The organism is Streptomyces sp. BF23-19 (assembly GCF_041106355.1).
Taxonomy (GTDB): domain Bacteria; phylum Actinomycetota; class Actinomycetes; order Streptomycetales; family Streptomycetaceae; genus Streptomyces; species Streptomyces virginiae_A.
Genome location: NZ_JBGBPT010000007.1, coordinates 1 through 23,001 on the forward strand (window position 1 = coordinate 1; position 23,001 = coordinate 23,001).

24 protein-coding genes are annotated in these 23,001 nt (G+C 71.9%); 18 read left to right on the forward strand and 6 right to left on the reverse strand.

Annotation, left to right across the window (positions count from 1 at the left end; translation table 11 throughout):
• The first annotated feature begins 342 nt into the window (after window positions 1-342).
• Window positions 343-540: a CsbD family protein gene (locus tag AB8A24_RS06035; RefSeq protein ID WP_266386765.1), complete on the forward strand. Its 198-nt coding sequence runs from the start codon at window positions 343-345 to the stop codon at window positions 538-540.
• Window positions 541-862: 322 nt separating this feature from the next.
• Window positions 863-1,354 (forward strand): hypothetical protein, encoded by a 492-nt coding sequence (locus AB8A24_RS06040; RefSeq protein ID WP_328964915.1) that lies wholly within the window; start codon window positions 863-865, stop codon window positions 1,352-1,354.
• Window positions 1,355-1,436: 82 nt separating this feature from the next.
• Here the strand turns inward: AB8A24_RS06040 and AB8A24_RS06045 are convergent, their stop codons facing one another.
• The gene (locus tag AB8A24_RS06045) at window positions 1,437-1,907 is read right to left on the reverse strand and encodes a VOC family protein (protein ID WP_328964916.1); all 471 of its coding nucleotides are present in this window, start codon (window positions 1,905-1,907) and stop codon (window positions 1,437-1,439) included.
• Window positions 1,908-2,142: 235 nt separating this feature from the next.
• Window positions 2,143-2,547 carry a VOC family protein gene (locus AB8A24_RS06050; protein ID WP_369475030.1) on the reverse strand — a complete coding sequence of 135 codons (405 nt, stop codon included), beginning with the start codon at window positions 2,545-2,547 and terminating at the stop codon, window positions 2,143-2,145.
• Window positions 2,548-2,640: 93 nt separating this feature from the next.
• Between AB8A24_RS06050 and AB8A24_RS06055 the strand changes: the two genes are divergently transcribed.
• The 5 genes from AB8A24_RS06055 to AB8A24_RS06075 all read left to right on the forward strand — a co-directional run bounded on the left by AB8A24_RS06055 (window position 2,641) and on the right by AB8A24_RS06075 (window position 6,943).
• On the forward strand, window positions 2,641-3,645 hold the full coding sequence (locus tag AB8A24_RS06055) for a helix-turn-helix transcriptional regulator (protein ID WP_369475032.1): 1,005 nt from the start codon (window positions 2,641-2,643) through the stop codon (window positions 3,643-3,645).
• A 65-nt stretch (window positions 3,646-3,710) separates the two neighbouring features.
• Window positions 3,711-3,953 carry a hypothetical protein gene (locus AB8A24_RS06060; RefSeq protein WP_369475034.1) on the forward strand — a complete coding sequence of 81 codons (243 nt, stop codon included), beginning with the start codon at window positions 3,711-3,713 and terminating at the stop codon, window positions 3,951-3,953.
• A 306-nt stretch (window positions 3,954-4,259) separates the two neighbouring features.
• Window positions 4,260-4,499 carry a chaplin gene (locus AB8A24_RS06065; RefSeq protein WP_328964920.1) on the forward strand — a complete coding sequence of 80 codons (240 nt, stop codon included), beginning with the start codon at window positions 4,260-4,262 and terminating at the stop codon, window positions 4,497-4,499.
• A gap of 142 nt (window positions 4,500-4,641) precedes the next feature.
• A complete protein-coding gene (locus tag AB8A24_RS06070; protein WP_369475036.1) occupies window positions 4,642-6,252 on the forward strand; it encodes a molybdopterin-dependent oxidoreductase in 1,611 nt (536 codons plus the stop codon).
• Window positions 6,253-6,523: 271 nt separating this feature from the next.
• Window positions 6,524-6,943, forward strand: coding sequence for a hypothetical protein (locus tag AB8A24_RS06075; RefSeq protein WP_369475038.1), 420 nt, complete (start codon window positions 6,524-6,526; stop codon window positions 6,941-6,943).
• 110 nt (window positions 6,944-7,053) lie between these two features.
• Here the strand turns inward: AB8A24_RS06075 and AB8A24_RS06080 are convergent, their stop codons facing one another.
• Together AB8A24_RS06080 and AB8A24_RS06085 are read right to left on the reverse strand one after the other, a co-directional pair.
• A complete protein-coding gene (locus AB8A24_RS06080) occupies window positions 7,054-9,495 on the reverse strand; it encodes an ABC transporter substrate-binding protein (protein ID WP_369475040.1) in 2,442 nt (813 codons plus the stop codon).
• Between the two features lie 135 nt (window positions 9,496-9,630).
• Entirely contained in the window at window positions 9,631-10,131 is a 501-nt protein-coding gene (locus AB8A24_RS06085) for a MarR family transcriptional regulator (protein WP_328964924.1), read from the reverse strand.
• Window positions 10,132-10,232: 101 nt separating this feature from the next.
• Here AB8A24_RS06085 and AB8A24_RS06090 point away from each other — a divergent pair, with 101 nt between their 5' ends.
• The 7 genes from AB8A24_RS06090 to AB8A24_RS06120 all read left to right on the forward strand — a co-directional run bounded on the left by AB8A24_RS06090 (window position 10,233) and on the right by AB8A24_RS06120 (window position 17,482).
• Entirely contained in the window at window positions 10,233-11,414 is a 1,182-nt protein-coding gene (locus AB8A24_RS06090; RefSeq protein WP_328964925.1) for a PP2C family protein-serine/threonine phosphatase, read from the forward strand.
• 93 nt (window positions 11,415-11,507) lie between these two features.
• Window positions 11,508-12,065, forward strand: a complete 558-nt coding sequence (locus AB8A24_RS06095; protein ID WP_369475042.1) for a MarR family winged helix-turn-helix transcriptional regulator — start codon at window positions 11,508-11,510, stop codon at window positions 12,063-12,065.
• A gap of 169 nt (window positions 12,066-12,234) precedes the next feature.
• The gene (locus AB8A24_RS06100; protein WP_328964927.1) at window positions 12,235-13,530 is read left to right on the forward strand and encodes a SpoIIE family protein phosphatase; all 1,296 of its coding nucleotides are present in this window, start codon (window positions 12,235-12,237) and stop codon (window positions 13,528-13,530) included.
• A complete protein-coding gene (locus AB8A24_RS06105) occupies window positions 13,512-15,179 on the forward strand; it encodes an ATP-binding protein (protein WP_369475044.1) in 1,668 nt (555 codons plus the stop codon). The genes AB8A24_RS06100 and AB8A24_RS06105 overlap by 19 nt, the downstream gene beginning before the upstream one ends.
• Window positions 15,176-15,634: a response regulator gene (locus tag AB8A24_RS06110; protein ID WP_266386734.1), complete on the forward strand. Its 459-nt coding sequence runs from the start codon at window positions 15,176-15,178 to the stop codon at window positions 15,632-15,634. The genes AB8A24_RS06105 and AB8A24_RS06110 overlap by 4 nt, the downstream gene beginning before the upstream one ends.
• Window positions 15,635-15,692: 58 nt before the next feature.
• Entirely contained in the window at window positions 15,693-16,061 is a 369-nt protein-coding gene (locus AB8A24_RS06115) for an STAS domain-containing protein (RefSeq protein ID WP_328964929.1), read from the forward strand.
• Window positions 16,062-16,216: 155 nt separating this feature from the next.
• On the forward strand, window positions 16,217-17,482 hold the full coding sequence (locus tag AB8A24_RS06120) for a phospholipase D-like domain-containing protein (protein WP_328964930.1): 1,266 nt from the start codon (window positions 16,217-16,219) through the stop codon (window positions 17,480-17,482).
• A 12-nt stretch (window positions 17,483-17,494) separates the two neighbouring features.
• On the opposite strand, the gene AB8A24_RS06125 is transcribed toward AB8A24_RS06120, so the two are convergent.
• Window positions 17,495-17,905 (reverse strand): ATP-binding protein, encoded by a 411-nt coding sequence (locus AB8A24_RS06125; RefSeq protein WP_266386725.1) that lies wholly within the window; start codon window positions 17,903-17,905, stop codon window positions 17,495-17,497.
• On the reverse strand, window positions 17,902-18,249 hold the full coding sequence (locus tag AB8A24_RS06130) for an STAS domain-containing protein (RefSeq protein ID WP_328964931.1): 348 nt from the start codon (window positions 18,247-18,249) through the stop codon (window positions 17,902-17,904). Before AB8A24_RS06130 ends, AB8A24_RS06125 begins: the two co-directional genes overlap by 4 nt.
• Before the next feature lie 246 nt (window positions 18,250-18,495).
• Here AB8A24_RS06130 and AB8A24_RS06135 point away from each other — a divergent pair, with 246 nt between their 5' ends.
• The 4 genes from AB8A24_RS06135 (at window position 18,496) to AB8A24_RS06150 (ending at window position 22,996) form a co-directional block, all read left to right on the forward strand.
• Window positions 18,496-20,145: a PP2C family protein-serine/threonine phosphatase gene (locus AB8A24_RS06135; RefSeq protein WP_369475045.1), complete on the forward strand. Its 1,650-nt coding sequence runs from the start codon at window positions 18,496-18,498 to the stop codon at window positions 20,143-20,145.
• Window positions 20,142-21,233: a cobalamin-dependent protein gene (locus AB8A24_RS06140; RefSeq protein ID WP_328964933.1), complete on the forward strand. Its 1,092-nt coding sequence runs from the start codon at window positions 20,142-20,144 to the stop codon at window positions 21,231-21,233. Before AB8A24_RS06135 ends, AB8A24_RS06140 begins: the two co-directional genes overlap by 4 nt.
• Window positions 21,230-21,637 carry an STAS domain-containing protein gene (locus tag AB8A24_RS06145; RefSeq protein WP_328964934.1) on the forward strand — a complete coding sequence of 136 codons (408 nt, stop codon included), beginning with the start codon at window positions 21,230-21,232 and terminating at the stop codon, window positions 21,635-21,637. Before AB8A24_RS06140 ends, AB8A24_RS06145 begins: the two co-directional genes overlap by 4 nt.
• 282 nt (window positions 21,638-21,919) lie before the next feature.
• Window positions 21,920-22,996: a zinc-dependent alcohol dehydrogenase family protein gene (locus AB8A24_RS06150; protein WP_369475046.1), complete on the forward strand. Its 1,077-nt coding sequence runs from the start codon at window positions 21,920-21,922 to the stop codon at window positions 22,994-22,996.
• The last annotated feature ends 5 nt before the right edge of the window (window positions 22,997-23,001 follow it).

Consider the following 23,001-nt stretch of genomic DNA (forward strand, 5'->3'; position numbering starts at 1 on the left):
TACACGGCAGCCCCGGCAGCACGCCGAGGCACGGCACCGGACGACGCGGACCTGACCGACAAGATCCGAAAGAGACGGCCTAGGCGGGGCAGTAGCGAAGTCTTGCGCATGGGAGAAGGGAGACGGGGCAGACGGCCTGTCGGAACCGAGGTCGTGCCGACCGGACCGAACAGCCCGATCCGCGGCCCGGGCTCCGCTGTGACGGCAACCCGCCGATGTTCACGCGTACGGCCCAGAGCCTGAAGCTCGAAGACATGCGTCGACCGCCGGCCTCGCCGCGCACGTTTGTCGGTTTCGGCCTAGTTTGGGCCCGTCGAGATTTCCTACACCAAGGAGTTCACCATGGCAGACAAGGGCAAGATGGATCAGGCCAAGGGCAAGGCCAAGGAGGCCGTCGGCAAGGTCACCGGCAATGACCGGATGAAGGCCGAGGGCAAGACGGACCAGGCCAAGGGCAAGACGAAGGAAGCCCTGAGCGAGGCCGAGGAGCGCGCCCGCGGAATCCAGGACTCCCTGCGCGACAAGCGCGACAGGACCTGACATCGCCCCGCGAGCCCCCACGCGGCTCGCGGGTGAAGCAGGATCGGCCCCCGGCGCCTCGGTGTCGTGGGGCCGCCCCCTGTCACGGTCGGCGTCGACCACCGGCCGATGTTCCCCAAGCCCGGTAACCCCACTGCTCCTGAATGCCGTCCTGGATGCCGCCGAAGTCGCTCGGCCGGTATGACGGTTCGACCGGTACCCGCCGGTAGGTTCCCAACGGGCTCTGGTTACAGTGGTGTTGACCGACCGTCGGCGATGTTCGAGGCCGGCGGGAGAGCGTGCGTGCGGCGGTGTGCCGTCGCACGCGGGAACAAAGGAAATCATGGGTTCGATACACAAGCGCCTCGGCGCGGTCCTCGGTTCGGCCGCCCTGTTCGTCGGCGTCGCGTTCACGGCCGGGGCCGCAACCGCCAGCGCGGACGAGGTGGGCGACCTCTCGGCCGACATCGACTTCTCCGTGTCCAGGACCGGGATCTCGGGCGTTGCCGCGAGGTCGGGGGACGGGTCGTTCACGATGAACCTCGTCAGCCCCACGGACGGCCACGACATGGGCTTCGCCCGGTGGAACGCCGATCCGCAGCCCGCGCCCAACATTCCGGGCGACTCCCTGATCGCCAAGGACATCAGCCCCGACGGTTGGGCGGTCGAGGCCGAGCTGAGCACCGGGCGCATCGCTTCCACGCGCGGCCACAAGGCGATCTACATGAAGGTCGTTTCCGGCAACCTGCCCGAGGGGCACGCGTACAAGCTGCGCGGGTGCGTCGCGAAGGGCAGCGAGCGCAAGTGCACCGAATGGGTTTCGGTCCACGCCTGATCCGCTGAAGGACGGGCCGCTCAGCGGCCCGGCCGGCGCCCGCACCGGTCCGCCGGTCCGCCGATCGCGCCGGCGCACTTGTTCAGTCCTCGCGGGCAGCAGCCTCGCGCGAGGGGGCGTCCTTCTTCAGCTCCTGGGCGAGCATCACAAGGATGCCGCTGGGACCGCGGAGGTACGTCAGCTTGTAGACGTCCTCATAGGTCGCCACACCGCGCAGCGGATGACATCCGTGCCGTGCTGCTGTCTCAAGGGCTTTGTCGATGTCGTCGACCGAGAAGGCGACGCGATGCATGCCGATCTCGTGGGGAAGGGTGGGCTGTGTCTCGATCGCTTCGGGGTGGATGTACTCGAAGAGCTCGAGGCGACCGTGACCGTCCGGGGTCTGGAGCATCGCGATCTTGGCGTGATTGCCATCCAGGCCGACGGCCGTGTCGGTCCACTCACCACTGACCGTGTCACGGCCCACGACCGTGAGGCCGAGGTCGGTGAAGAAGGAGACCGTTGCTTCGAGGTCGCGAACGGCGATGCCGACGTTCTCAAGTTTGATGGCCATGCGTCGCATGCTAGTGCTGTGACCGGAAGGGTCCACCGGGTCGCGGCGCCCGGTACGGCACCTCGCCGCGTTGTCGGACCACGGAAGTACCTCCGGTACGGCGCGCGGCCCTCCGCCTTGCGATGCACCGCAGTGGACGCCGCGCCCCGGCAAACCTTTCCGGCCACAGCACCAGCGAGCCGGGCGATTCGGGTGCTTCGGGCAAGCACCCGGCCGCGGGGCCGCCGTGCCGTCCTCAGCGAGCGCACCTCTCGATGGCGGCCGACGTGACCGGGGTGAAGAAATTGCCGAGGTTGCCGTCAGGGTCGCGGAGCAGGAGCGTGCGGTTCCCCCAGGGCATGGTGGTCGGTTCGTTGACGAACTCCTCGACGAAGCCGAGGCCGCTCAGGTTCTTGTACACGCCGTCCACGTCGTCGACGAGGAATTCGAGGATGACGCTGTGGTTGTCGGCCGGGCGGGCGGAGCCGGGCGCGAACAGGGGGACCGTGCGGGTGCTGCCGATCGCGAGGGTGGCCGAGGCGGTCCTCAGCTCGGCGAAGTCCTCGTTGGCCCAGGTGGCGGACACCGCGGTGGCGCGCTCGTAGAAGCCGACGAGACGGGCGACATCGCCCGTGATGATGCGGGTGGATACGAAGTGCATGGGTCTTCTTCCTTGGCCGGTCGGTGCTCGTGACCGCACGCTACGACCAATACCGGGCGGTTCCCGCCCGGTATGTGCGAGAGACTTCCGGTCATGCCGCCCCGCCCCCTCGCTCGCGTCCTCACCCTGCTGGAGCTTCTGCAGTCGGGTGGCCTGCGGACCGTGTCCGAACTCGCCGATCGGCTGAACGTCGACGAACGCACCGTACGGCGCTACGCACAGCAGCTCGTCGATCTCGACGTGCCCGTCGAGTCGGTGCGCGGCCGCTACGGTGGCTACCGGCTCGCCCCCGGTTACCGCATGCCCCCACTCATGCTGAGCGACGACGAAGCACTCGCCGTACTGCTCGGCCTGGTCGCCGGTCGGCGATCGGGCCTGACCGTGGCCACGGACACGGCGAGCGAGACGGCGGCGGCCAAGATCCGGCGAGTGCTGCCCGAGCGGCTGCGCCGCCGGCTCGAAGCCGTGCTCGGCTCCCTCGCCTTCACGGATCCGCCCGGTAGCGCGGCAGCCGCCCCGGAACCCGCGATCCTCCTCCCGATCGCCGACGCGGTGCACCATCACCGGCCGATCTCGATCCGGTACACCGCCGGCGACGGTCGACGCAGTGAGCGAACCCTGCACCCGTACGGGGTCGTCGCCCACGCGGGCAAGTGGTACGTGACCGCGGCGGATCTTTCGACAGGTGAGGATCGGAACTTCAGACTGGATCGCATCACCGCTGCGAGGACCCTGTCCGGAACGTTCGAACCACCCCTCGGCATCGATGCGGCGAAGCGGGTCCTGACCGGGCTCGCCACGGCCCCGTACCGGCATGAGGTGACCCTACGGATCCAGGGGACGGCCGACCGGATCCACACCCGACTGCCCGCCGGCATCGCGCTCGTGGCGGAACTGCCTTCGCCGGACGGCGCGGATCCGGTGACGGAGCGCTGGTGCCGTGTCGAACTGCGTGCGGACCGGCTCGACTGGCTGCCTGCCGTACTCGCCTCGATGGACCGCCCCTTCGTCATCGAACGCCCGGATGAACTACGCGGCCTCGTCGAAGCGTTCGCCGAACGGCTCGCGGACCTCGCCCGGCGGAGCCCACCACCATGACCCATCGGCAAGTGATCCGGCAGGAGCGTCGACGTCCGGGGGCGGTCGTGTGGGAACATCCGGGCATGCGTCTGATCGCCGATGGGACCACAGCCGCCTCGCGCTCGGTGCTCATGAACGAACTCGAAACCGACGCCGGATACGCCTTCGAGCTGGACCGCCCCCTGTTCTTGGCAGTTGGCGACCGGGTCGGCTTCGAGGACGGCAACCTGGTCGTCACGCGCGCGAGCGGTGAACGACTCCGGCCCGCCGGCTCCTGGTCGACACGCTGCCGGCTCGGATACCGCCGCCCCGCCGCCACAGCGTGAGCGATGGCCTCCGGGGCCGGCGCGTGCTCACGGACCCGTGCCACGGCGAACTTCCGCATCAACACCGAGGCCGGCTCGGGCAGCAGCCAGGCGCCGAAGCCCCAGACCGCGGCCATCAGGGCGAGTGCTAGAGCCGGGTGCCGAGCGGGCCCGACAGCGCCACGGGTCACTCCTTCGGGGGAACACCGCTCGGGTGGCCAAGCCGGGACCCGCGCGATGACGAATGGGGCGTGCGGACCGGTCACCGGGCCGCGCGGCAACCCCGCACCGGGGATGCCGCCGGGTACCGATCAAGGAGATCTCGTCATGTCGCGTGTTCTGAAGAACGCAGCCCTCGTCCTGGCCGCCGGGGCCGTCGTGGTCGGCGGTGCGTCGATGGCTTCGGCGGACGCCGGGGCCCAGGGGGCTGCCGTCGGGTCGCCCGGCGTGCTGTCGGGCAACCTGATCCAGGTCCCGATCCACATCCCGGTCAACGCGTGCGGGAACTCCGTCAGCGTCATCGGGCTGCTCAACCCGGCCTTCGGCAACACCTGCGTCAACGCCTGACCTGCGCCGCCCCGGGGGCCGGTCCTCGCTTGTCGGCGGAGGACCGGCCTTCGGGCCGCCCGGACCCGACCTCCGCGTCAGCAAGAAGTCGATCTTCACTTGATCGGGTGATGTGGCCCACCCAGGGTGCGGAGGGTGCCGAATGCCCAGCGTGCGGATCAACCGAAGGACTGTCGAACGCGGCGCACTCGCCGCGACGAGCGGACTGCTCGCCGGATTCACGGCTCTGGCCGTGGGTGAGCTGGTCGCCTCCCTCGTGAGGCCTCAGGCCGGGCCGGTCACCGTGGTCGGTGGAGCCGCCATCGACCGGACACCGGCCGGGCTGAAGGACTACGCGATCCGGACCTTCGGCGAGAGCGACAAGCTGGTCCTCCAGCTGGGGATCCTGGCCACCATCGGGGTGCTGGCGGCCCTGCTGGGCCTGTTCGCCCTGCGACACCGGCGTACGGGAGCGGCCGGCGTGCTGGCCTTCGGCGCGGTCGGCGCGGTCGCGGCGCTCACCCGACCCGACTCGGGCGGCTTGGGCGACGTACTTCCTTCACTGCTCGGAGCCGTGGCGGGAGCGGCCGTCCTCCATCTGCTCGTCGGCCACCTGACCGTCGCCCCCGCGGCGTCCGGGCACGGCGAGGGCGAAGGCGGGCCCGCCGTGGGGCCGACCGGCCGGAACCGGCGCGGGTTCCTGATCGGCGCCGGTGTCACGGCGGTCGCCGCCACCGGCGCCGGGGTGCTCGGCCGGACCCTGACCGGTCGCGCCGGCCAGGGGGCGGCCGCCTCACGGGCAGCCGTCCAGCTTCCCGCTCCCGCGTCCCCGGCCGCCGCCGTCCCGCCCCGCGCGGTACTCCGTATCCCGGGCATCAGCGCGTTCACCACCCCCGACAAGGACTTCTACCGGGTGGACACCGCGCTCGTGGTGCCCAAGGTGGACGCGGGCACCTGGCGGTTGCGGATCCACGGCAAGGGCGTCACCCGCCCGCGCACTTACACCTACCAGGAGTTGCTCGGGCAGCCGTTGATCGAACGCGACATCACCCTGACCTGCGTGTCCAACGAAGTGGGAGGCCCCTACGTCGGCAGTGCCCGGTGGCTGGGGGTCCGCCTCGCGGACCTCCTCGAAGAGGCGGGCGTCACGCCCCCGTCCCGGGGAGGCAGGGCGGACCAGTTGGTGGCCCGTTCCGTCGACGGCATGACGCTGGGCTCACCCGTCGAGGACGTCATGGACGGCCGCGACGCGCTGCTCGCCCTGGGCATGAACGGCGAACCGTTGCCGTTCGACCACGGCTTTCCCGTACGGATGGTCGTGCCGGGAATGTACGGGTACGTCTCGGCCTGCAAGTGGATCCAGGACATCGAGCTGACCACCTTTGACTCCTACGACCCGTACTGGGTCAAGCGCAATTGGGCCCGCAGGGCCCCCATCAAGACCCAGGCCCGCATCGACACCCCCAAGCCGTTCGCGCGGACCACCGCCGGCACGGTGACGGTCGTCGCCGGTGTCGCCTGGGCCCAACACCGTGGCATCCAGCGGGTCGAGGTCCGAGTGGACGACGGCCCCTGGCAGGAGGCCGAGCTCGCCGAGCAGGCCACCACCGATACGTGGCGCCAGTGGTCCTTCCGCTGGAAGACGACACCCGGAGGCCACAACCTCACCGTGCGCGCGACCGACGGCACCGGCCAGGTGCAGACCGATCAGCGCGCCCGGACCATCCCCGACGGGGCCAGCGGTCGGCACAGCGTCTTCGTCACCGCCACCTGACGCACCTGGCCCACCTGCACGCCCCCCGTAGCCACACGGCCACGGCACTCTCACGAGCGAACGCCGGACGGGCCGGAGCGCAAAGGAAGGGCCGGTCCGGTCCGAGCACCCGCCAGGAGCTGCCGACAGGGCGCCGACGGCGGTCACAGGCGGCTATGACCGGCACCGGGCACGGCCCGGTGGTGCGATCAAGGCGGAACGGGGGTGCGATGGAACAGTCCCCGCAGGCCGTCGCGCGGCCTGCGGCCTCCCGAGAGCGGCGGTGATCCCCGTGACCGTCCACGCCTTGGCCGCCGTCGTGGTCGCCGGTGCGGCGTGCGTGGCCCTCGCCCCCGCCGCCGTACCGGCGCAGGCGGCCCGCCCTGTCCCGTCCGAGATCTGCGCGCCGGGCTGGGTGTGCGGCTGGACGGGCCCCGACCACACGGGCGTGGCGAGTTTCGTCGCACAGGACATGCCGCGCTACCCGGAAACGACCGCGTACGTCGGATTCAACGGCGGTGAGTCGGTCTGGAACAGCGCCGGGACGTGGCGCCGGAACGGCGAGCTCTGGGGCCGGTGCGTCACCGTGTACAACGGCACCGAGTACCGGGGGCAGAGCCGAACGGTCCGCCCGGGCCAGGGCATCGCCCGGATCCCGGCGTCGTTCGGAAACATCCACTCCAACCGGTTCCACGCGTGCCGGCTTTCCTGACCGCCCCCGGACACGGTGGTGTGTCGCCCGCCCGCCCGCCCGCCCGCCCCCCGGCCGGCCGGCCGCCCGACGGTACGGAACGCACGGCGCACGATGCGTCCCGGCGGGCGTCAGCGGGTGGCAGGCCCGCTCGTCACCATGGCCCACTTGCCGTCCTTCACCGTGTACACGGTGAGCCGGCGGTTGACCGTGTCGCCGTCCCCGTCGAACGCGACGCGGCCCGTGACACCGTCGAAGGCGAGTCCTGTCACGGCCTGCGGAACCTTCGCCCTGGTGTCGGGGGCGGGGGGAAGAGTGCCGCCGTTGGCCGTCACGACCGCCTTCACGGCCTCGATCAGGGTCCAGGTCGCGTCGTAGGCGTAAGGACCGTACCAACCGGCGGCCTCCGGGTAGCCCGCCTTCCGGTACCGGGTGAGGAAGTCCTGGCCGGCCGCCGATTCCTCCGCGGCGACGCCGATGTTGGTCGCGAGGTCGCCCTCGGCCTTCGGGTTCGTCGTGAGGTACTGCTGGTCGAAGATGCCGTCGCCGCCCATCAGGGGGACGTCGACCCCGGCCTGCTTCAGCTGCTGGGAGAGGACGGCCGCGGTGTCGTAGTAGCCGCCGAAGTAGACGGCGTCGGCTCCCGAGGACCGCACCCTCGTGGCGAGGCCCGCGAAGGCGCGTTCCGCGGGATCGACCTGCTCGGTACCGACGACGGTCCCGCCGAGCTTCGCGAACTCGGGCGTGAAGCCGGAGGTGAGGGCGGTGCCGTGGGCGCTCGCGTCGTCCACCACGTACACCTTGGTTTTCTTCGCGCCGCCGTGCAGGTACCGGGCGGCGAACGGCCCCTGGACGACATCCGTGGCGACGGTGCGGAAGTAGGTGGAGTACGGACGGGACTTGGTGCCCGCGGCCCAGTCCGGGCCCAGCGTCAGCACGGGGTCGGTGTTGCTCGGGGACACCACGGCCATGTTCGCCCGCGCGAGCGGTGCCACCAAGGTCTTGGCGACACCGGAGTTGAGGGGGCCGACGACGCCCAGCACCTTCTCGTCGGACACGAACCGGGCGGCGTTGGCCTCGCCCTTGGCGGGATCGGCCCCGTCGTCCAGGGCCTTGATCTCGAAGTGCACGCCGGGGACGTGCCGGGTTTCGTTGGCGGTCCTTGCCGCCAGGTCGGCGGAGTTCTTGACACCGACGCCCATCGAGGACAACCCACCGGTGAGCGGCGCGTCCACGCCGATCACGACGGTGACGGCGGACCCCGCCGCGCCGTTGCCGGCCGCCCCGCCGCCGTGGGGCGCGTCATCGTCACGGGTGAGGCTCCAGGTCAGGACGGAGCCCGTGGCAAGTACGGCCAGTGCCGCGCCCAGGACCACGGCTCGCCGGGGGAGGGCGCGCGGACGGGTGGACGTTCCCTCGCCGTGCTCCGTCGTGGCCGGCGCTCGGAGCGTGCGGGGGTCCCCGGCCGGGGGTACGGGTACCGGCGGGACCGTCGGCCGGTCCGGCACGGGATGCCGCAGGGTGTCGGCGGCGGAGTCGGAGTCGGAGTCCAGGGCCGTGGGGGTGTGGGGAGTCGGCTCCGCCGGTGGTGCCTGCTCGGGCGCGTGCTCCGCCGATGCTTCCGGTGTCGGTGTCGGTGTCGGTGTCGGTGTCGGTGTCGGCGCCGGGCTCGCCCGGGGATCCGGTGGGGGAGTCGGCGCGGCCTCGTGTCCTGCTCCGTGCCTGGTGGACGCGTCCGCCGGGGGTGTTGAGGGGCGCAGCACCGAAGCCAGCATCCGGGCTGCTTCCGCGGCGTCCACGCGCTGCGCCGGATCCTTCGTGAGGAGCGCGTCCAGCACGGGCGCCAGCGGTCCCGCGTGGACCGGCGGCAGATGCGGGCGGGTGAACACGGCCACGGCGAGGGCGTGGAGGCCCTCCACATCGAACGGCGGGTGTCCCTCGACGGCGTGGTAGAGGGTGGCGCCGAGCGCCCACAGGTCGTTGGCGGGGGTCGGGCGCTTGCCTTCGAGCTGCTCCGGCGGCATGTACTGAGGCGTGCCGATGACGATCCCGCTGTGGCTCAGCTTGGTCGTGGCGTCCGCGAGGTGCGCGATGCCGAAGTCGGTGAGGACGACGCGGTCCTTGGTCAGGAGCACGTTGTCCGGCTTGATGTCGCGATGGATGATCCGCGCCGCGTGTGCCTCGGCCAGCGCGTCGAGCATGGCCGCGCCGATCTCGGCCACCCGCTGCACGGGCAGCCGGCCACGGCTGCGGATGGCGGCGGCCAGGGACTCCCCGCGGACCAACTCCATGACGATGACGGGTGCTCCGTGATGCTCCACGACATCATGGATGGTGATGATTCCCGGGTGGCTGAGAGTGACTGCCGCGCGGGCCTCGCCGGTGAACCGCCGGAGCAGCGCGGCGCGGTCGCCGTCTTCTATGCCCGGCGGGAAGAGGATCTCCTTGACGGCGACCTCGCGTCCGAAGAGCTGCTGGTCAAGGCCGCGCCAGACCCGGCCCATGCCGCCTTGGCCGATGCGTTCGACCAGCTGGTACCGGCCGGCGATGAGTTCGGGATTCTGCTCGGTCACGCGCACACTCTAGGTCCTGATGAGCCGGTCGGGTGACGGAAACATGGCTTGATCACGCTTGTGGTGACGGGGACCCGGTGCGCGCTGCCGTCCGCTGTGGGGCCGGGCCCGCGCGGCGCGGCTCCCCGCCCGGCGTCAGGCGCTCCGGGGAGTGAGGGGTTGCTGGGCCGGCAGTCTGAGGGGGGTGGCGACCGCCGTGCAGAAGTCGGCCAGCCCGACCGCCAGCGCGGCACGGGAGGCCGGCTGCATCGCGGCCATCGCCGTGGCCAGTGCCTCCTGCCTGCGCGCGCGCAGGCGTTCGAGGTACGTCCGGCCGGCGGGCGTCAGCCGGAGCAGCACCTCGCGCCGGTCGTCGGACCCGGGGTGCCGTTCGAGGAATCCGACGGCCTGCAGGCGGTCGCAGAGCCGGGTGACCGACGGCGGGGCCGCCTCCAACAGCCGGCCGAGTTCCGTCAGGTTCATCCCCCCGTTCCGGTCGACCAGGAACAGCACCCTGGCCTGGGCGGAGGAGACCGGAGGGGCGCTGACCGTGTCGCGGCCCCGCTCCCAGACCACTTCCAGCAGCTCGATCAGCTCACTCATTTCCGCCACCGCCGACCGTACGGGTCGCCCGGAGCCGCTCTCCCGCTTGCTCATGTGACACTCCCTACCGGGCCCACGGGCTGCCCTTCCCCGGCGAACCGGCGGCTTCTGGGCCCCCATTTTGACAGTCGACGAAAGAGGCAGGTACCGGACCGGTGACTGAAGGCAACGCAGTGGAGCGCGCGCTGCGGGACGCGGCCCCGCACAGGCTGTTCGAGACGGTCCGCGACGTCCTGTCCCGCGAGCACGGGGCACGGAGCGCCGAGCTGCTGATGGCGGACTACGCCTCGGCCCGGCTCCAACCCGTCACCGCGCAGCCCTTCACCGCAGAGTCCGTGTCGGCGTACAACGGTCCCGAGGGCCGGGCCTTCGGTTCGCAGGAGCCGCACGTGGTGACCCAGGAGGACGGAGTCACGGTCCACCTTCCGGTGAGTGTGCGCGGTGACCGCCTGGGAGTCCTGAGCGTCCACTACGCGGCGGGCGCGTACGGCCCCGGACTCCTCGGCCCGTTGCGGGACGCGGCGGCCGCCCTGGCCCACGAGATCCTGGTCGCCGACCGTGACACCGACGTCTTTCTCATGGCCCGGCGGGCCAGACGGCTCACGCTGGCCGCCGAGATGCAGTGGCAGCTCCTGCCCGGACGCTCCTGCTCCCGGCCCGAGTACGACCTCGGCGGCCAGCTGGAGCCCGCGTACGCCGTCTTCGGTGACAGCTTCGACTGGTCGGCCTCCGCCGACCACCTGACACTGACCGTCAACAACGGCATGGGCGAGGGCATCGACGCGGCCCTGCTGACCAGCCTCGCCGTCAGCGCCCTGCGCAACGCCCGGCGGGCCGGCCTCGACCTCGCCGATCAGGCCTCCCTGGCGGACCAGGCCCTGTACGGCCAGTACCAGGGACGGCTGCACCTGGCGATGCTGCTGCTCCGCTTCAGCCTGGACACCGGCGAGGTCGACGTCATCGACGCCGGATCCCCCCGGCTGTGGCGCCTGCGCGGGGGAGCGGTGGAGCAGGTCCCACTCGAAGCCCAGCTGCCGCTCGGCATGTTCGAGGACACCGTCTACACCGTCCAGCGCTTCCGCGTACTGCCGGGGGACCGACTGTTCTTCCTGAGCGACGGCGTCTACGACGTCCTGTCCCCGGCCGGCGATCCCTACAGCCGGCACGCGCTGGCCCGGGCCGTCATGAACACCAGACTGCTGCCGCCCTCGCAGGTGCCCCGGGCGTTGCTGGAGGAGCTGGCCGCGCACCGGGGCGGCATCGAAGCCGCGGACGACGCCATGGTCGTCTGTCTCGACTGGCACGGCCGACCCGGAACGGAGCCGGACCGCTCCTAGGGGGTGTCTTGCCGATCATGGCGGGCTCGATCGACAAGACACCCCCTAGGGTGTCTTGGAGTCCGCCGAGCGGGACGGTGGCACAGTGGTGGTATGCCCAGTCCCGGTCGACCCGGTGCGCACGAGGACCCGGCCGCGGCCCTCGGAGCCGCAGCGGAACTCCTCGCGGTACTGCACGCCCACGGCCAGGACGGCGCGGTTCCGGCCGTCTCCCCGTCGCAGATGCGGGCGCTGATCGCGGTCGAGGGCGCCGAGGGCATCAACCTGCGGGCCCTGGGCGCCGTGCTCGGCTCCCGCCCGCCGTCGGTCACCCGGCTCTGCGACCGGCTGGAGGCCCTGGGACTGCTGACCCGCTCGCCGCACCCGAGCAGCCGGCGCGAGGTGGAGCTGCGCCTCACCCCCCGGGGGCGGGCGCTGCTGGAGGAGCGGCGGGCGATCCGTGCCCGGGCGTTCTCGGCGGTGCTCGCCAGGATGGCACCGGAAGCGGTGGACGTGCTGGTGACAGGTCTGGCGGCATTCCGAGAGGCCGCCGACGGCCTGCTGCCGGCCGGCCGGCCCGCGGACACCTCCGACGACCCGGCCGAGGGTGCCGGCTCGCCCCGGGGCGCCGGTCCGGTGCGGGCGGCCGCGCGGATCGCGGACAGCGCCTGAAACGAGCCGTTCCCGGGGCGGCGTCCGATCCCCGTCCACCCGTACGGCACAATCATTGAGTTCGTAAAACATTGCCTTACGGCAAATGATCATTCTACGCTTGCCCAGCGCAACCAGGCGTCCGTCGGGCGTCCGCCTCCAGCGGCGAAGAAGGGACAGACGCGACGCCATGGCGAGCACTCTCGGGCTGGGGGCCCGACCCCCAGCGCCCCGCACGCCATCTCAGCAGGCGGCGAATCCACCCCGGCAGGCCTCCGCCGCGGAACCGGACGATTCCCTGGCCCTGTGGAACGGCGTACCGCCGTACGTCCTGCTCATCGAGGACGACGAGGGTGACGCCGTGCTCGTCGAGGAGCTCGTGGACGACAGCGGGATCGACGTCCGCCTCGGCCGCGCCGCCTCCCTCGCCGACGCCCTGGACATGCTGGCGGCCGAAGCGCCCGAGTGCGTCCTGCTCGACCTGAACCTGCCCGACGCCCAGGGCCTGGACGGTCTGAAGAAGGTCCTGGCCGTGTCCGCCGAGGCCGCCGTGGTCGTTCTGACCGGGCTGTCGGAGGAACGGGCGGGGTTGAGCGCCGTCGCGGCCGGAGCGCAGGACTACCTGGTCAAGGGGCGTCTGGAGCCCGACGTCTTCATGCGGGCCATCCGGTACGCGATCCAGCGCAAGCGAACCGAACTCGCGGCGGTCGCCCTGGAAGCCGGCCGACTCCGGGCCGAGGAGAACGCGCGCCTCGAACGCGGTCTGCTGCCGACGCCGCTGTTGCGGGGCGACCCGGCCGACGCCGTCACCGTCTGCGCCCGCTACCACCCCGGACGCGCCCAGACCCTGCTGGGCGGGGACTTCTACGACGTCGTCCAGACCTCCGACGGGTCCACGCACGCCGTCGTGGGAGACGTATCCGGCCACGGTCCGAGCGAGGCGGCGCTCGGCGTGTGCCTGCGCGTGGCCTGGCGGGCCTTCGTGATGGCCGGGGCCCGCGACGCCGAACTGCTCGGGCTGCTGGAGCAGATCCTGCTGGCGGAGAGGTCCGGCCCGGAGATCTTCGCCACCCTGGTCTCCCTCACCCGCGCTCCCGGCAGCCGCGCCGTCTCCGTGCAGCGTGCGGGGCATCCCGGCTTCCTGGTCCGCTCCGCGGCCGGGGTGGAGCTGCGGACGGTGCCCGGCGGGCCGGCGCTGGGGATCCTGCCCGGATGGGGAGCGGGCTGGCCCGTCACCGAGGTCCCGGTGGAAGCCGGCGGCGCCGTGATGCTGTTCACCGACGGTCTGATCGAAGGGCGCATCGGACCCGGCTCCGACCGCCTCGACGAAGCCGGTCTCCTGGAGATCGCCCGCAAGCACACCGACCTGCCCGCCGAACCCTTCGTCGACTCCCTCATCCACGCGGCGCAGGGCCTCGCCGCGGACTGGGGCGGCCTGGCCGACGACGTCGCCGTACTCCACCTCGAATGGAACACCCCCACGTGACCTCCCCCGCACAGCAGGCAGCGAAGTCCCGAGTACGGGCCCCGGACCGCCGCGTCCCGAGCCTGCAGGGCTGGCTGACCACCGTGCTGGCCGTGCTGGCCCTCATGGTCGTCGGCACGGGCGCCCTCGGAGCCGCCCTCCTGTCGCACACGACCACGGCCGGAAACCGCCTCGTCGACGGGATCCTGCCCGCCCAGCGGGACGCGCTCCGCCTGGAGACGGCCCTCCTGGACCAGGAGACGGGCGTCCGCGGCTACCTGCTGGCCGACGAACGCGCGCTGCTGGAGCCGTACGAACGCGGCCTGGTCAACGAGCGCAAGGCCACCGAGCGCCTGGCGACGGTCCTCGACGGCGAGGCCGGCGTACGCGGGGACCTGGCGGCCGTCGAGGAGGCCGCGCGGGTCTGGCGCGACGAGTTCGCGATCCCCGCCATCACTTCCGTGGACAGTGGCAGCCCCCCACCCTCGCTCCAGGCCGGCAAGGACCGCTTCGACGAGGTCCGCCGGCGGATCACCGCGCAACAAGCACGCCTGGACCGCATCCAGTCCGAAGCACGCACCACGTTCGGCGAAGCGCGCACACAGCGCGACCACATCCTCCTGGCCATCATCGTGGCCTTCCTGCTGACGGGCGGCTGTCTCGCGGTTCTGCTCCACGTGGGCGTGCTGCGGCCGTTGGGCCTGGTACGGACCGCCTCCCAGCGCGTCGCCGACGGAGCCTTCGAGGAGGAGATCCCCTTGCGGGGCCCCTCCGACCTACGGGCCCTGGCGCGCGCGGTGGAAGCCATGCGCCACCGCACCGTCGCCGAGCTGAACGCGTCACGTCGCACCGCCGAGCGACTCGACCGGACGGCCGCCGAACTCGACGCGCAGGCGGCGGAGCTGCGCCGTTCCAACGCCGAGTTGGAGCAGTTCGCGTACGTGGCCTCGCACGACCTCCAGGAACCGCTGCGCAAGGTGGCCTCCTTCTGCCAGCTGCTGGAGAAGCGCTACGGGGACCAGCTCGACGCCCGAGGCACCCAATACATCAACTTCGCCGTGGACGGCGCCAAGCGCATGCAGGTGCTCATCAACGACCTGCTGACCTTCTCCCGGGTGGGGCGGGTCCAGGACGCGCGCGAGACGGTCGCGCTGGACGGCGCCCTGGACCGGGCGTTGCGCAACCTGGCCGCCGCCGTGGAGGAGAGCGGTGCCGAGATCACCCGGCCCGAGCGGCTCCCGGACGTGGTGGGTGACCCCACGCTCCTGACGATGCTCTGGCAGAACCTGATCGGCAACGCCGTCAAGTTCCGCTCGCCCGACCGCGTTCCGCACGTCGAGGTCACGGAGGTCGACGACCCCGCCGTGGAACCGGGCTTCAGGACCTTCGCCGTCACCGACAACGGCATCGGTGTTCCCGCCGAGTTCGCCGAGAAGGTCTTCGTCATCTTCCAACGGCTGCACGCCCGGGAGACGTACGGCGGAACGGGAATCGGCCTCTCGCTCTGCAAGAAGATCGTCGAGCACGCCGGCGGCCACATCCGGATCGACACCGCCCACACCGGGGGCACCCGGATCGTCTTCACCCTGCCCGTCGCCGCTGACGTCGCCGCTGACGTCGCCGCTGACGCCGCGCCGCTCCCCGTATCCACCGAAGGAAACCGCCGATGAGCATGCCCACCGACCGGCCGCAGGCCGCCCCCGCCGAAGTCCTGCTGGTCGAGGACGACGCGGGCGACGAGCTGATGACCCGCGAGGCCTTCGAGGACAACAAGATCGGGAACGTGCTGCACGTGGTGCGCGACGGCTTGGAGGCGCTGGACTTCCTCTACCGCCGGGGCGAGCACGCGGACGCGCCCCGCCCCGACCTGATCCTGCTCGACCTGAACCTGCCCAAGTACGACGGCCGGCAGGTGCTCGAACAGATCAAGACGGACCCGGAGCTGAGCCACATCCCGGTGGTCGTGCTCACCACCTCGGCCGCCGAGGAGGACATCCTGCGCAGCTACAAGCTCCACGCGAACGCCTACGTGACGAAGCCGGTCGACCTCGACCAGTTCGTCAGGGCGATCCAGCAGATCGACGACTTCTTCATCACCGTCGTCAAGCTGCCCCGCACACGGTGAGGACCGGACACACAGGCGACGAGCCGCAAGCGCACGAAGGAATGTGGGGAAGACGGCCATGAGCTGGGACACGCACGAAGCCGAGGCACGCAGTCACGTCGAGACGCGATCCGAAGGGGATGTGCGCATCGTCGTGATGGCGGGTGAGTTCGACATGGACACCGTGGCCGAGCTACGGATCGCGATGGATCCCCGGGCATCGGGTGTCGCCCGGTTCGTCCTGGACGTCGCCGGGGTGACCTTCATCGACTCGACCGCGCTCAGCGTCCTGCTGCAACCCGCGCTGGAGCGGCCGGTGGTCCTGGCGGGGACCGTACCACCCCGCATGGCCCGGATCCTGGAGATCACCGGGGCCGACCTGGCGTTCGCCACCGCGCCCGGCGTGGCCGAGGCGACGACCATGGTCGTTCCACCCCGCAGCCGCTGATCGCCGCCACGGAGAGGAGGCGAAGGGCACCCGGCGGCGTTTGAGACCCGCGATCCGGGCCAGAAGGGCATCCGACAACCATCGGTTCCGCCGCGGGTCCTACCCGCGAGCGGGCCGCAACCACGGCGCGCGGCGCCCGGCCCGAGGAGCCCTTGATGACACACACCGAAGTCACCGACACCGAAGTCGCCGAGATACGAACCGCCGTTGCCGGAGCCGACCGCACCGCGCCGTCACCCCTGCCCGGGCCCGCCGCCACCCCGGCCGACGAGCGCATCCACCGCATCCGCCGCCGACTGGAGCGGCTGATCGGCATCGCCGCGACCGAGGGGAACTCCGTACGCCCCCTGCGCAACGGCGACGAGATCTTCACCGCGATGCTCGAGGCCATCGGCTCCGCCCGCCACACGATCGACATGATGACCTTCGTCTACTGGAAGGGCTCCATCGCCCGCCGGTTCGCCGAGGCCCTCGCCGAGCGCGCACGAGAAGGCGTACGGGTGCGGTTGCTTCTCGACGGCTTCGGCAGCCGCCTGATCGAGCAGGACCTGCTGGACCGGATGGACGAGGCCGGGGTCGACATCGCCTGGTTCCGCAGACCCGCCTTCCTCTCCCCGCTCAAGCAGAACCACCGCTGCCACCGCAAGGTCCTCGTCGTCGACGAGCACACCGCCTTCACCGGCGGCGTGGGCATCGCGGAGGAATGGTGCGGCGACGCCCGCGGCCCGCGCGAATGGCGCGACACGCACGCCGAGGTCCGGGGGCCCGCCGTCGACGGGATCGCCGCGGCCTTCGCCCAGAACTGGGCCGAGTGCCACCCCGAACTCTTCGACGCGCGCGACCGCTTCGTGCCCCATGAGCCCGCCGGTTCCGCCATCGTCCAGGTGGTGCGCGGCTCGGCCGCCTTCGGCTGGCAGGACATGCAGACGCTGATGCGGGTGATCCTCGAATCGGCCGAGGAGCGCGTGCGCCTGGCGACCGCCTACTTCGCTCCCGACGACTTCTTCGTCGACCTGCTCAGCGCCACGGCCCGCAGGGGCGTCACGGTCGAGATCCTGCTGCCCGGGCCGCACACCGACAAGCGGGTGTGCCAACTCGCGGGCCGGCACCACTACGAGGCGCTCACCGCCGCCGGCGTGCACATCCACGAGTACCAGCCGACGATGATGCACGCCAAGATCATGACCATGGACGGGGTGGTCTCCCTCATCGGCTCGTCGAACTTCAACCGCCGCTCCCTCGACCACGACGAGGAGGTCATGCTCGCCGTGATGGACCCGGACGTCACGCGGACCCTGGACGAGCACTACGACCAGGACCTGGGGGCCTGCGAGCGGATCGCCGGCACGCGCTGGAAGCGGCGCTCCCTCCTGCACCGCGCACAGGAGCTGTCGGTGCGCCCGCTGCGCCGCTTCCTGTGAGGGGCCGGCCCCTCAGGCGAGGCGCAGAACGGTACTGATCGTCTTGCCGTGGGGGTGCGTACGGCAGTCCACCCGCTCGGCGAGGCGCTGGACGAGCGGCCAGCCGTACCCGCCCGGGCGCTCGACCGTCCCCGTACGAGGGGCGGGCAGCCTGGGGTCCGCGTCGCCGATGGACAGGAGCAGGACGTCATCGGCGATGGCGGCTCGGAAGGCGGTGACGCCGCCGCCGTGGCGGATCGCGTTGGTGACGAGTTCCGAGGTGACCAGCAGGGCGTCCGCCGCGGTGACGCTGTCGAGACCCACGCCGGCCAGCCGCAGCACCTCGCAGACCCGCGCGCGGGCGGCGGCCGCGGATTCCGGCGGGCGGCCCGGCCGCTGCTCGTCGGGGCTCGGGGAGTCTTCGGAGGCGGGTGAGGTGTTCATGGCGTCATCGCTGTCTCCAGACAGTCCGCCATACGGAAGGCGGAGGCGGCCCCGGTGACCTCGAACAGCCGCCGCACCGCCGCCTGCAGCGGGCCGGCGAGGACCAGGGTCACTCCCGCGGCCCGGTGGGCCCGCTGGGCGTCGAACAGGGCGTGCAGGACGGAGGAGTCCGCGAACCGAGTACGGGAGAGGTCCACCACCGTGAGCGCGAGGCCGCTCGCCGCCGTTGCCGCGAGCGCCCGGGCCAGGGCGGGCGCATGGTCCTCGTCGATCTCACCGCGCAGGCTGACGAGCGCTACGCCTCGGTCGATGGTCGTCGTGACGACCGCTTCTTCTCCGGTCACCCCGACATCCTCCTACACCCGGGGCCCAGGAGGCCACGGAGTCCCTCCCGCGCGTACGTGACCTGCCCCCGCCATCCGCGCGGGTGACGGCTCGTCACCCTGCCGTACGGGGGCCCGGTTGCGGCGGGCGCGGTACATGGAGGATGGTTGCCGCAGGGCAATGATGTTTCCGTCTTGGTTTCCGTCTGGACGAAGAGGTGAGGGGTTCGCACAGCGGGCCTTCGATGTGTGGTTCCTTCCCCGCAGATGACATCCGGTTCACCGGCAGCGGACTTCCGGTGGAGCGAGGCCCCGTACCCCGTGCTCGCGGTCGGTCCCCAGGCGCACCTGGTGTTCGTCAACGAGGCGGCCCGAGTGGTCTTCCCGCGAGCCCGACCGGGTGTGAACCTGGCCGACGCGGTGCCCGCGTGGCTGGCATCGGCCCACGCGCGGCACGCGGCCGACGACGTGCCCGCGGCGCGGCGGTCGGCCGACGGGGCGGACCGGGCCGTGCGGGGACCGGTGGGCGAGGGGTCGTTCGAGGCACGTCCCACGGTCCGTGACGACGGCACGGTGGTGTGGTGGCTGGTGGACGACACCGGACACCGGGTCGCCCGGGAGGCACTGCGGACGGAGCGGGAGCGCACGGCGTTCCTGGTCCGCTCGTCCAACCTGTTGCTGTCCTCGCTGAACCTCGACCGCTGCATGGACGTCACCGCGCAGCTGGCGGCGGAGCACCTCACGGACGCGGCCCTGGTCATCGCCCCCGCACGCGGCTCCGAGCTGCCGGTGGTGACCTGCGTCCGCGGCGGCACCCCGTCGGTGGAATTCCTGGCCGTCGACCCCGGCGCGGTACCGGGGCTGGCCGAGGCCCTGCAGGGGTTCCCGCCCGTCCCGTCCCGGTGGATCGACCCCGGCGCCGCGCCGACCTGGCTGGTTCCGGACGACCTCGACGGCGTGGGGTCGATCGTCATCACGCCGCTGCCCGGCCACGGGGTGCCCGCCGGCGCCCTGGTCCTCCTGCGCGGCACCGGCGCCCCCGCCTTCACCGAGAGCGAGGAGGTCTTCGCGCGGCTGTTCGCCGCCCGTGCCGGCGCGGCGATGTCGGCGGCCCGCCTCTACGCCGAGCAGGCGTCGATCACCGACACCCTGATGCGGGAGCTGCTGCCGCCCGTCCTGCACCAGGTCGCCGGAGTGGAGTACGCGGGCGGCTACCGCCCCGCGAAGGACCACGAACGGGTCGGCGGCGACTTCTACGACGTCCACCCCGCCACCGCTGACGGCGACGCGTCGCTCGTGGTGTTCGGCGACGTCTGCGGCAAGGGGCTCGAGGCCGCCGTCATGACCGGGAAGATCCGCAACACCCTGCACGCGCTGCTGCCCATGGCGGACGACCACCAGCGGATGCTCAGCCTGCTGAACTCCGCACTGCTGAACTCCGAGAGCACCCGGTTCGCGACGATGGTGCTGGCCTCCGCGGCCCGTGACGGCAACAACGTACGGCTTCGGCTGACCAGCGCCGGCCACCCCGCCCCCCTCGTCCTGCGCTCCGACGGACGCATCGAGCCGGCCCCCACGAAAGGCACCCTGGTGGGCGTGCTGCCGGACATCTCCACCGAGACGGTCTCGGTGACCCTGGCACCCGGCGACGCCTGCGTCCTGTACACCGACGGGATCAGCGAGGCACGCGGCGGCCCGCTGGGCGACGTGATGTTCGGCGAGGAGCGACTGCAACGAGCCCTGTCGGAGTGCGCCGCCATACCCGCCGAGGCAGTGGTGGAACACGTGCAGATGATCGCCTCGCAGTGGGTGGGCGGCGGTAGGCACGACGACATGGCGATCGTGGTGATCTCCGCACCGCGAACCAATCACCTCAGCGCGGTGGACGGCCACACCCGGGGAAGGTTCACCGCATGACTCCACAGCACGGCACGGCCCCCACCACCCGCACCACCCGCACGGAGGCCCTGGCCGAGCGGGTATGGGAAGCCGTCATGGCCCTCGACGAACCCGCCGCGGTCCGGGCCGTCGTCCAGGCGCTCGACGACCGCCTCGACCCCGAGGCGGTCCTGCTGGACGTGATCGGTCCCGTGCAGGGGCGGGTGGGCGAGGAATGGGCCGCGAACCGCATCACCGTCGCCCAGGAACACGCCGCGACCGCCATCAACGATCGGGCCGTCGCGGCACTGGCCCTGCACCCCGCGGCACGGACGGAGCCCCACCGGGGCCGCATCACGGTGGCCTGTGTGGACGGCGAATGGCACGCCCTGCCCGCGCGGCTGCTCGCCGAGGTGCTGCGGATGCGCGGGTGGCGCGTCGACTACCTCGGCGCCCAGGTACCCACCCCGCACCTGCTCGCCCACCTGCACCGCACCGGGCCCGACGCGGTGGCCCTCTCCAGCTCCGTCCCCACCCGCCTGCCCACCGCACACGCCACGATCACCGCCTGCCAGGCCGTCGGGACCCCCGTCATCGTCGGCGGAGCCGCGTTCGGCCCCGGCGGCCGCTACGCGCGTCTGCTGGGCGCGGACGCGTGGGCGCCCGATGCCCGCACCGCCGCCGACGACCTGGCCCGCGGGCCGCTGCCCCAACCCCGCCCCGGCCACCAAATGATCGACGACCTACCGCACTTGAAGGACCAGGAGTACACCCTCGTCGCCCGCAGCCGGCCCCGCCTGGTCCGCGAGGTCCTCGTCGAGCTGGAGGACGCCTACCCGGCCCTGCGCGACTACACGGACGTACAGCGTGAACGCACCGCCGAAGACCTCTCCCACATCGTGGAGTTCCTCGCCACCGCCCTGTACACCGGCGACGAGGAACTGTTCTGCGGTTTCCTGCTCTGGACCGCGGACGTCCTGAACGCCCGCCGCGTCCCGGCCGCCTCCCTGCTGCCCGCCCTGACGCTGCTGCGCCGCCGGCTCGGCGACTTCCCGAGAGCCTGCGCCGTGCTCCGCGCCGGCGCCGCTCGCCTCACCCGCCGCGACGTCGCCCGGACCGCCGAATGACGCACTCGCCCGCCACCCCGCTCCGCCTGTCGTGCCGACATGTCGAGGACACCCTGCGCGTAGAACTCCGGGGCGATCTCGACCGCCGGTACGCCGACCTCCTCGTCGAGGCCGTCAGCGGCGCGCTGTCCGACCACCGTCGGCCGCGCACGGTGCGGCTGGACTGCACCGGCCTGACCACCGTCGACCCGAGCGGCCTGTCAGCCCTGTTGATGGTCCGCCGCCGTACCGACGAGGCCGGCGCGGTCCTGCACCTCGTCGGGCGGCCCCCGCAGCTGGAAAGGCTGTTGGAGCTGACCGGCACGCTCTCCCACCTCACGGCCCGCCCCGGAACCCGCGCCCCGCAGGCCGGCCCCACCGAGGACCCCGCCCGCGGCCATGCAGCGCACCGTCCGGAACGGTGAGCTTGAACTTGCTGCCGGTGACCGTCCGCACACCGCCCAGGAACCGGAGCAGCGCAGGGCGTGAGGTCGGGGCGGCAGGGGTGCTCGGGGCTGTCTCGGACATGACCAGCCCTCCTTCGGGTCAGGGTCCGGTCGCGGCTTTCACCATCCACTCCGGACCCCGCCGCCGGGAGGGGCCCGACAGGCCCCGGCTGGGGGCCGTCCGGCCCATGCGCGCCGCCGTCCGAGGAGTCAGGCTGGCGATACCGATACCTGACGAGACAGGAAGGGAAGGGCGGCGTCATGAAGGCACTCGTCTTCCACGGCCCGGGGCAGACCTCCTGGCAGGACGTTCCGGACCCGAGCATCAAGGACGCCGCCGATGCGGTGGTCCGCGTCGACGCGGTCACCATCTGCGGCACCGACCTGCACATCATCAAGGGTGACGTTCCCGAGGTGACCCCGGGCCGCATTCTGGGCCACGAAGCGGTCGGTACCGTCGTCGAGACCGGCGGTGACGTCCGCAGTGTCCGTCCCGGCGACCGGGTGCTGATTTCCTGCATCTCCTCCTGCGGCCGCTGCCGGTTCTGCCGCGAGGGCCACTACGGCCAGTGCCGCGGAGGCGGCGGCTGGGTCCTGGGCCACACCATCGACGGCACGCAGGCCGAGTACGTCCGCGTGCCCTTCGCGGACCTGTCCGTGCACCCGCTGCCCAGCGCAGTCGACAGCTATGACGCCGTACTGCTCGCCGACATCTTCCCCACCTCCTACGAGGTGGGCGTCCTGAACGGCAAGGTCCAGCCCGGCGACACGGTGGTCGTGGTCGGCGTCGGCCCCATCGGCCTGGCCGCCATCGCGACCGCCCAGCTCTACAGCCCCGGCCGGATCATCGCCGTCGACCTCGCCGACTCCCGGCTGGCCGCCGCCCGCGAACTGGGCGCGGACGCGACGGCACGTGCGGACGAGCAGCCCGAGCAGCTGGTCGAGGACCTGACCGACGGGCTCGGGGCCGATGTCGTCATGGAGGCGGTCGGCGTGCCGGAAGCCTTCGAGATGTGCACGAGGATGGTCCGCCCCGGCGGCCACGTCGCCAACATCGGCGTTCACGGCAAGCCTGCCACCCTCCACCTCGAAGACCTCTGGATCAAGGACGTCACCCTCACCACCGGCCTCGTCGACACCTACTCGACACCGATGCTGCTGAAGATGGTGGCCGCCGGCCGCCTCCCCGCGGCCTCGCTGATCACCCACCGCTTCGAGCTCGGGCAGATGGAGGAGGCGTACGACGTCTTCTCGCGCGCAGCCGAGACCGGAGCCCTCAAGGTGGCGCTGGGCGGCCCGCGGCACGACACCCTGACCGTGCAGACCCCGGGGAAGTGACCGTC

Excerpts from the sequence above, each read along its gene's own strand:
- AB8A24_RS06085 (WP_328964924.1), bottom strand. The coding sequence starts at position 10,131 with ATGAGCAAGCGGGAGAGCGGCTCCGGGCGACCCGTACGGTCGGCGGTG.
- AB8A24_RS06125 (WP_266386725.1), bottom strand. The coding sequence starts at position 17,905 with ATGAACACCTCACCCGCCTCCGAAGACTCCCCGAGCCCCGACGAGCAG.
- AB8A24_RS06115 (WP_328964929.1), top strand. The coding sequence starts at position 15,693 with ATGAGCTGGGACACGCACGAAGCCGAGGCACGCAGTCACGTCGAGACG.
- AB8A24_RS06110 (WP_266386734.1), top strand. The coding sequence starts at position 15,176 with ATGAGCATGCCCACCGACCGGCCGCAGGCCGCCCCCGCCGAAGTCCTG.
- AB8A24_RS06140 (WP_328964933.1), top strand. The coding sequence starts at position 20,142 with ATGACTCCACAGCACGGCACGGCCCCCACCACCCGCACCACCCGCACG.
- AB8A24_RS06050 (WP_369475030.1), bottom strand. The coding sequence starts at position 2,547 with ATGCACTTCGTATCCACCCGCATCATCACGGGCGATGTCGCCCGTCTC.
- AB8A24_RS06060 (WP_369475034.1), top strand. The coding sequence starts at position 3,711 with ATGCGTCTGATCGCCGATGGGACCACAGCCGCCTCGCGCTCGGTGCTC.
- AB8A24_RS06145 (WP_328964934.1), top strand. The coding sequence starts at position 21,230 with ATGACGCACTCGCCCGCCACCCCGCTCCGCCTGTCGTGCCGACATGTC.
- AB8A24_RS06040 (WP_328964915.1), top strand. The coding sequence starts at position 863 with ATGGGTTCGATACACAAGCGCCTCGGCGCGGTCCTCGGTTCGGCCGCC.
- AB8A24_RS06120 (WP_328964930.1), top strand. The coding sequence starts at position 16,217 with ATGACACACACCGAAGTCACCGACACCGAAGTCGCCGAGATACGAACC.
- AB8A24_RS06100 (WP_328964927.1), top strand. The coding sequence starts at position 12,235 with ATGGCGAGCACTCTCGGGCTGGGGGCCCGACCCCCAGCGCCCCGCACG.
- AB8A24_RS06150 (WP_369475046.1), top strand. The coding sequence starts at position 21,920 with ATGAAGGCACTCGTCTTCCACGGCCCGGGGCAGACCTCCTGGCAGGAC.
- AB8A24_RS06045 (WP_328964916.1), bottom strand. The coding sequence starts at position 1,907 with ATGGCCATCAAACTTGAGAACGTCGGCATCGCCGTTCGCGACCTCGAA.
- AB8A24_RS06065 (WP_328964920.1), top strand. The coding sequence starts at position 4,260 with ATGTCGCGTGTTCTGAAGAACGCAGCCCTCGTCCTGGCCGCCGGGGCC.
- AB8A24_RS06105 (WP_369475044.1), top strand. The coding sequence starts at position 13,512 with ATGGAACACCCCCACGTGACCTCCCCCGCACAGCAGGCAGCGAAGTCC.
- AB8A24_RS06095 (WP_369475042.1), top strand. The coding sequence starts at position 11,508 with ATGCCCAGTCCCGGTCGACCCGGTGCGCACGAGGACCCGGCCGCGGCC.
- AB8A24_RS06135 (WP_369475045.1), top strand. The coding sequence starts at position 18,496 with ATGACATCCGGTTCACCGGCAGCGGACTTCCGGTGGAGCGAGGCCCCG.
- AB8A24_RS06070 (WP_369475036.1), top strand. The coding sequence starts at position 4,642 with ATGCCCAGCGTGCGGATCAACCGAAGGACTGTCGAACGCGGCGCACTC.
- AB8A24_RS06035 (WP_266386765.1), top strand. The coding sequence starts at position 343 with ATGGCAGACAAGGGCAAGATGGATCAGGCCAAGGGCAAGGCCAAGGAG.
- AB8A24_RS06055 (WP_369475032.1), top strand. The coding sequence starts at position 2,641 with ATGCCGCCCCGCCCCCTCGCTCGCGTCCTCACCCTGCTGGAGCTTCTG.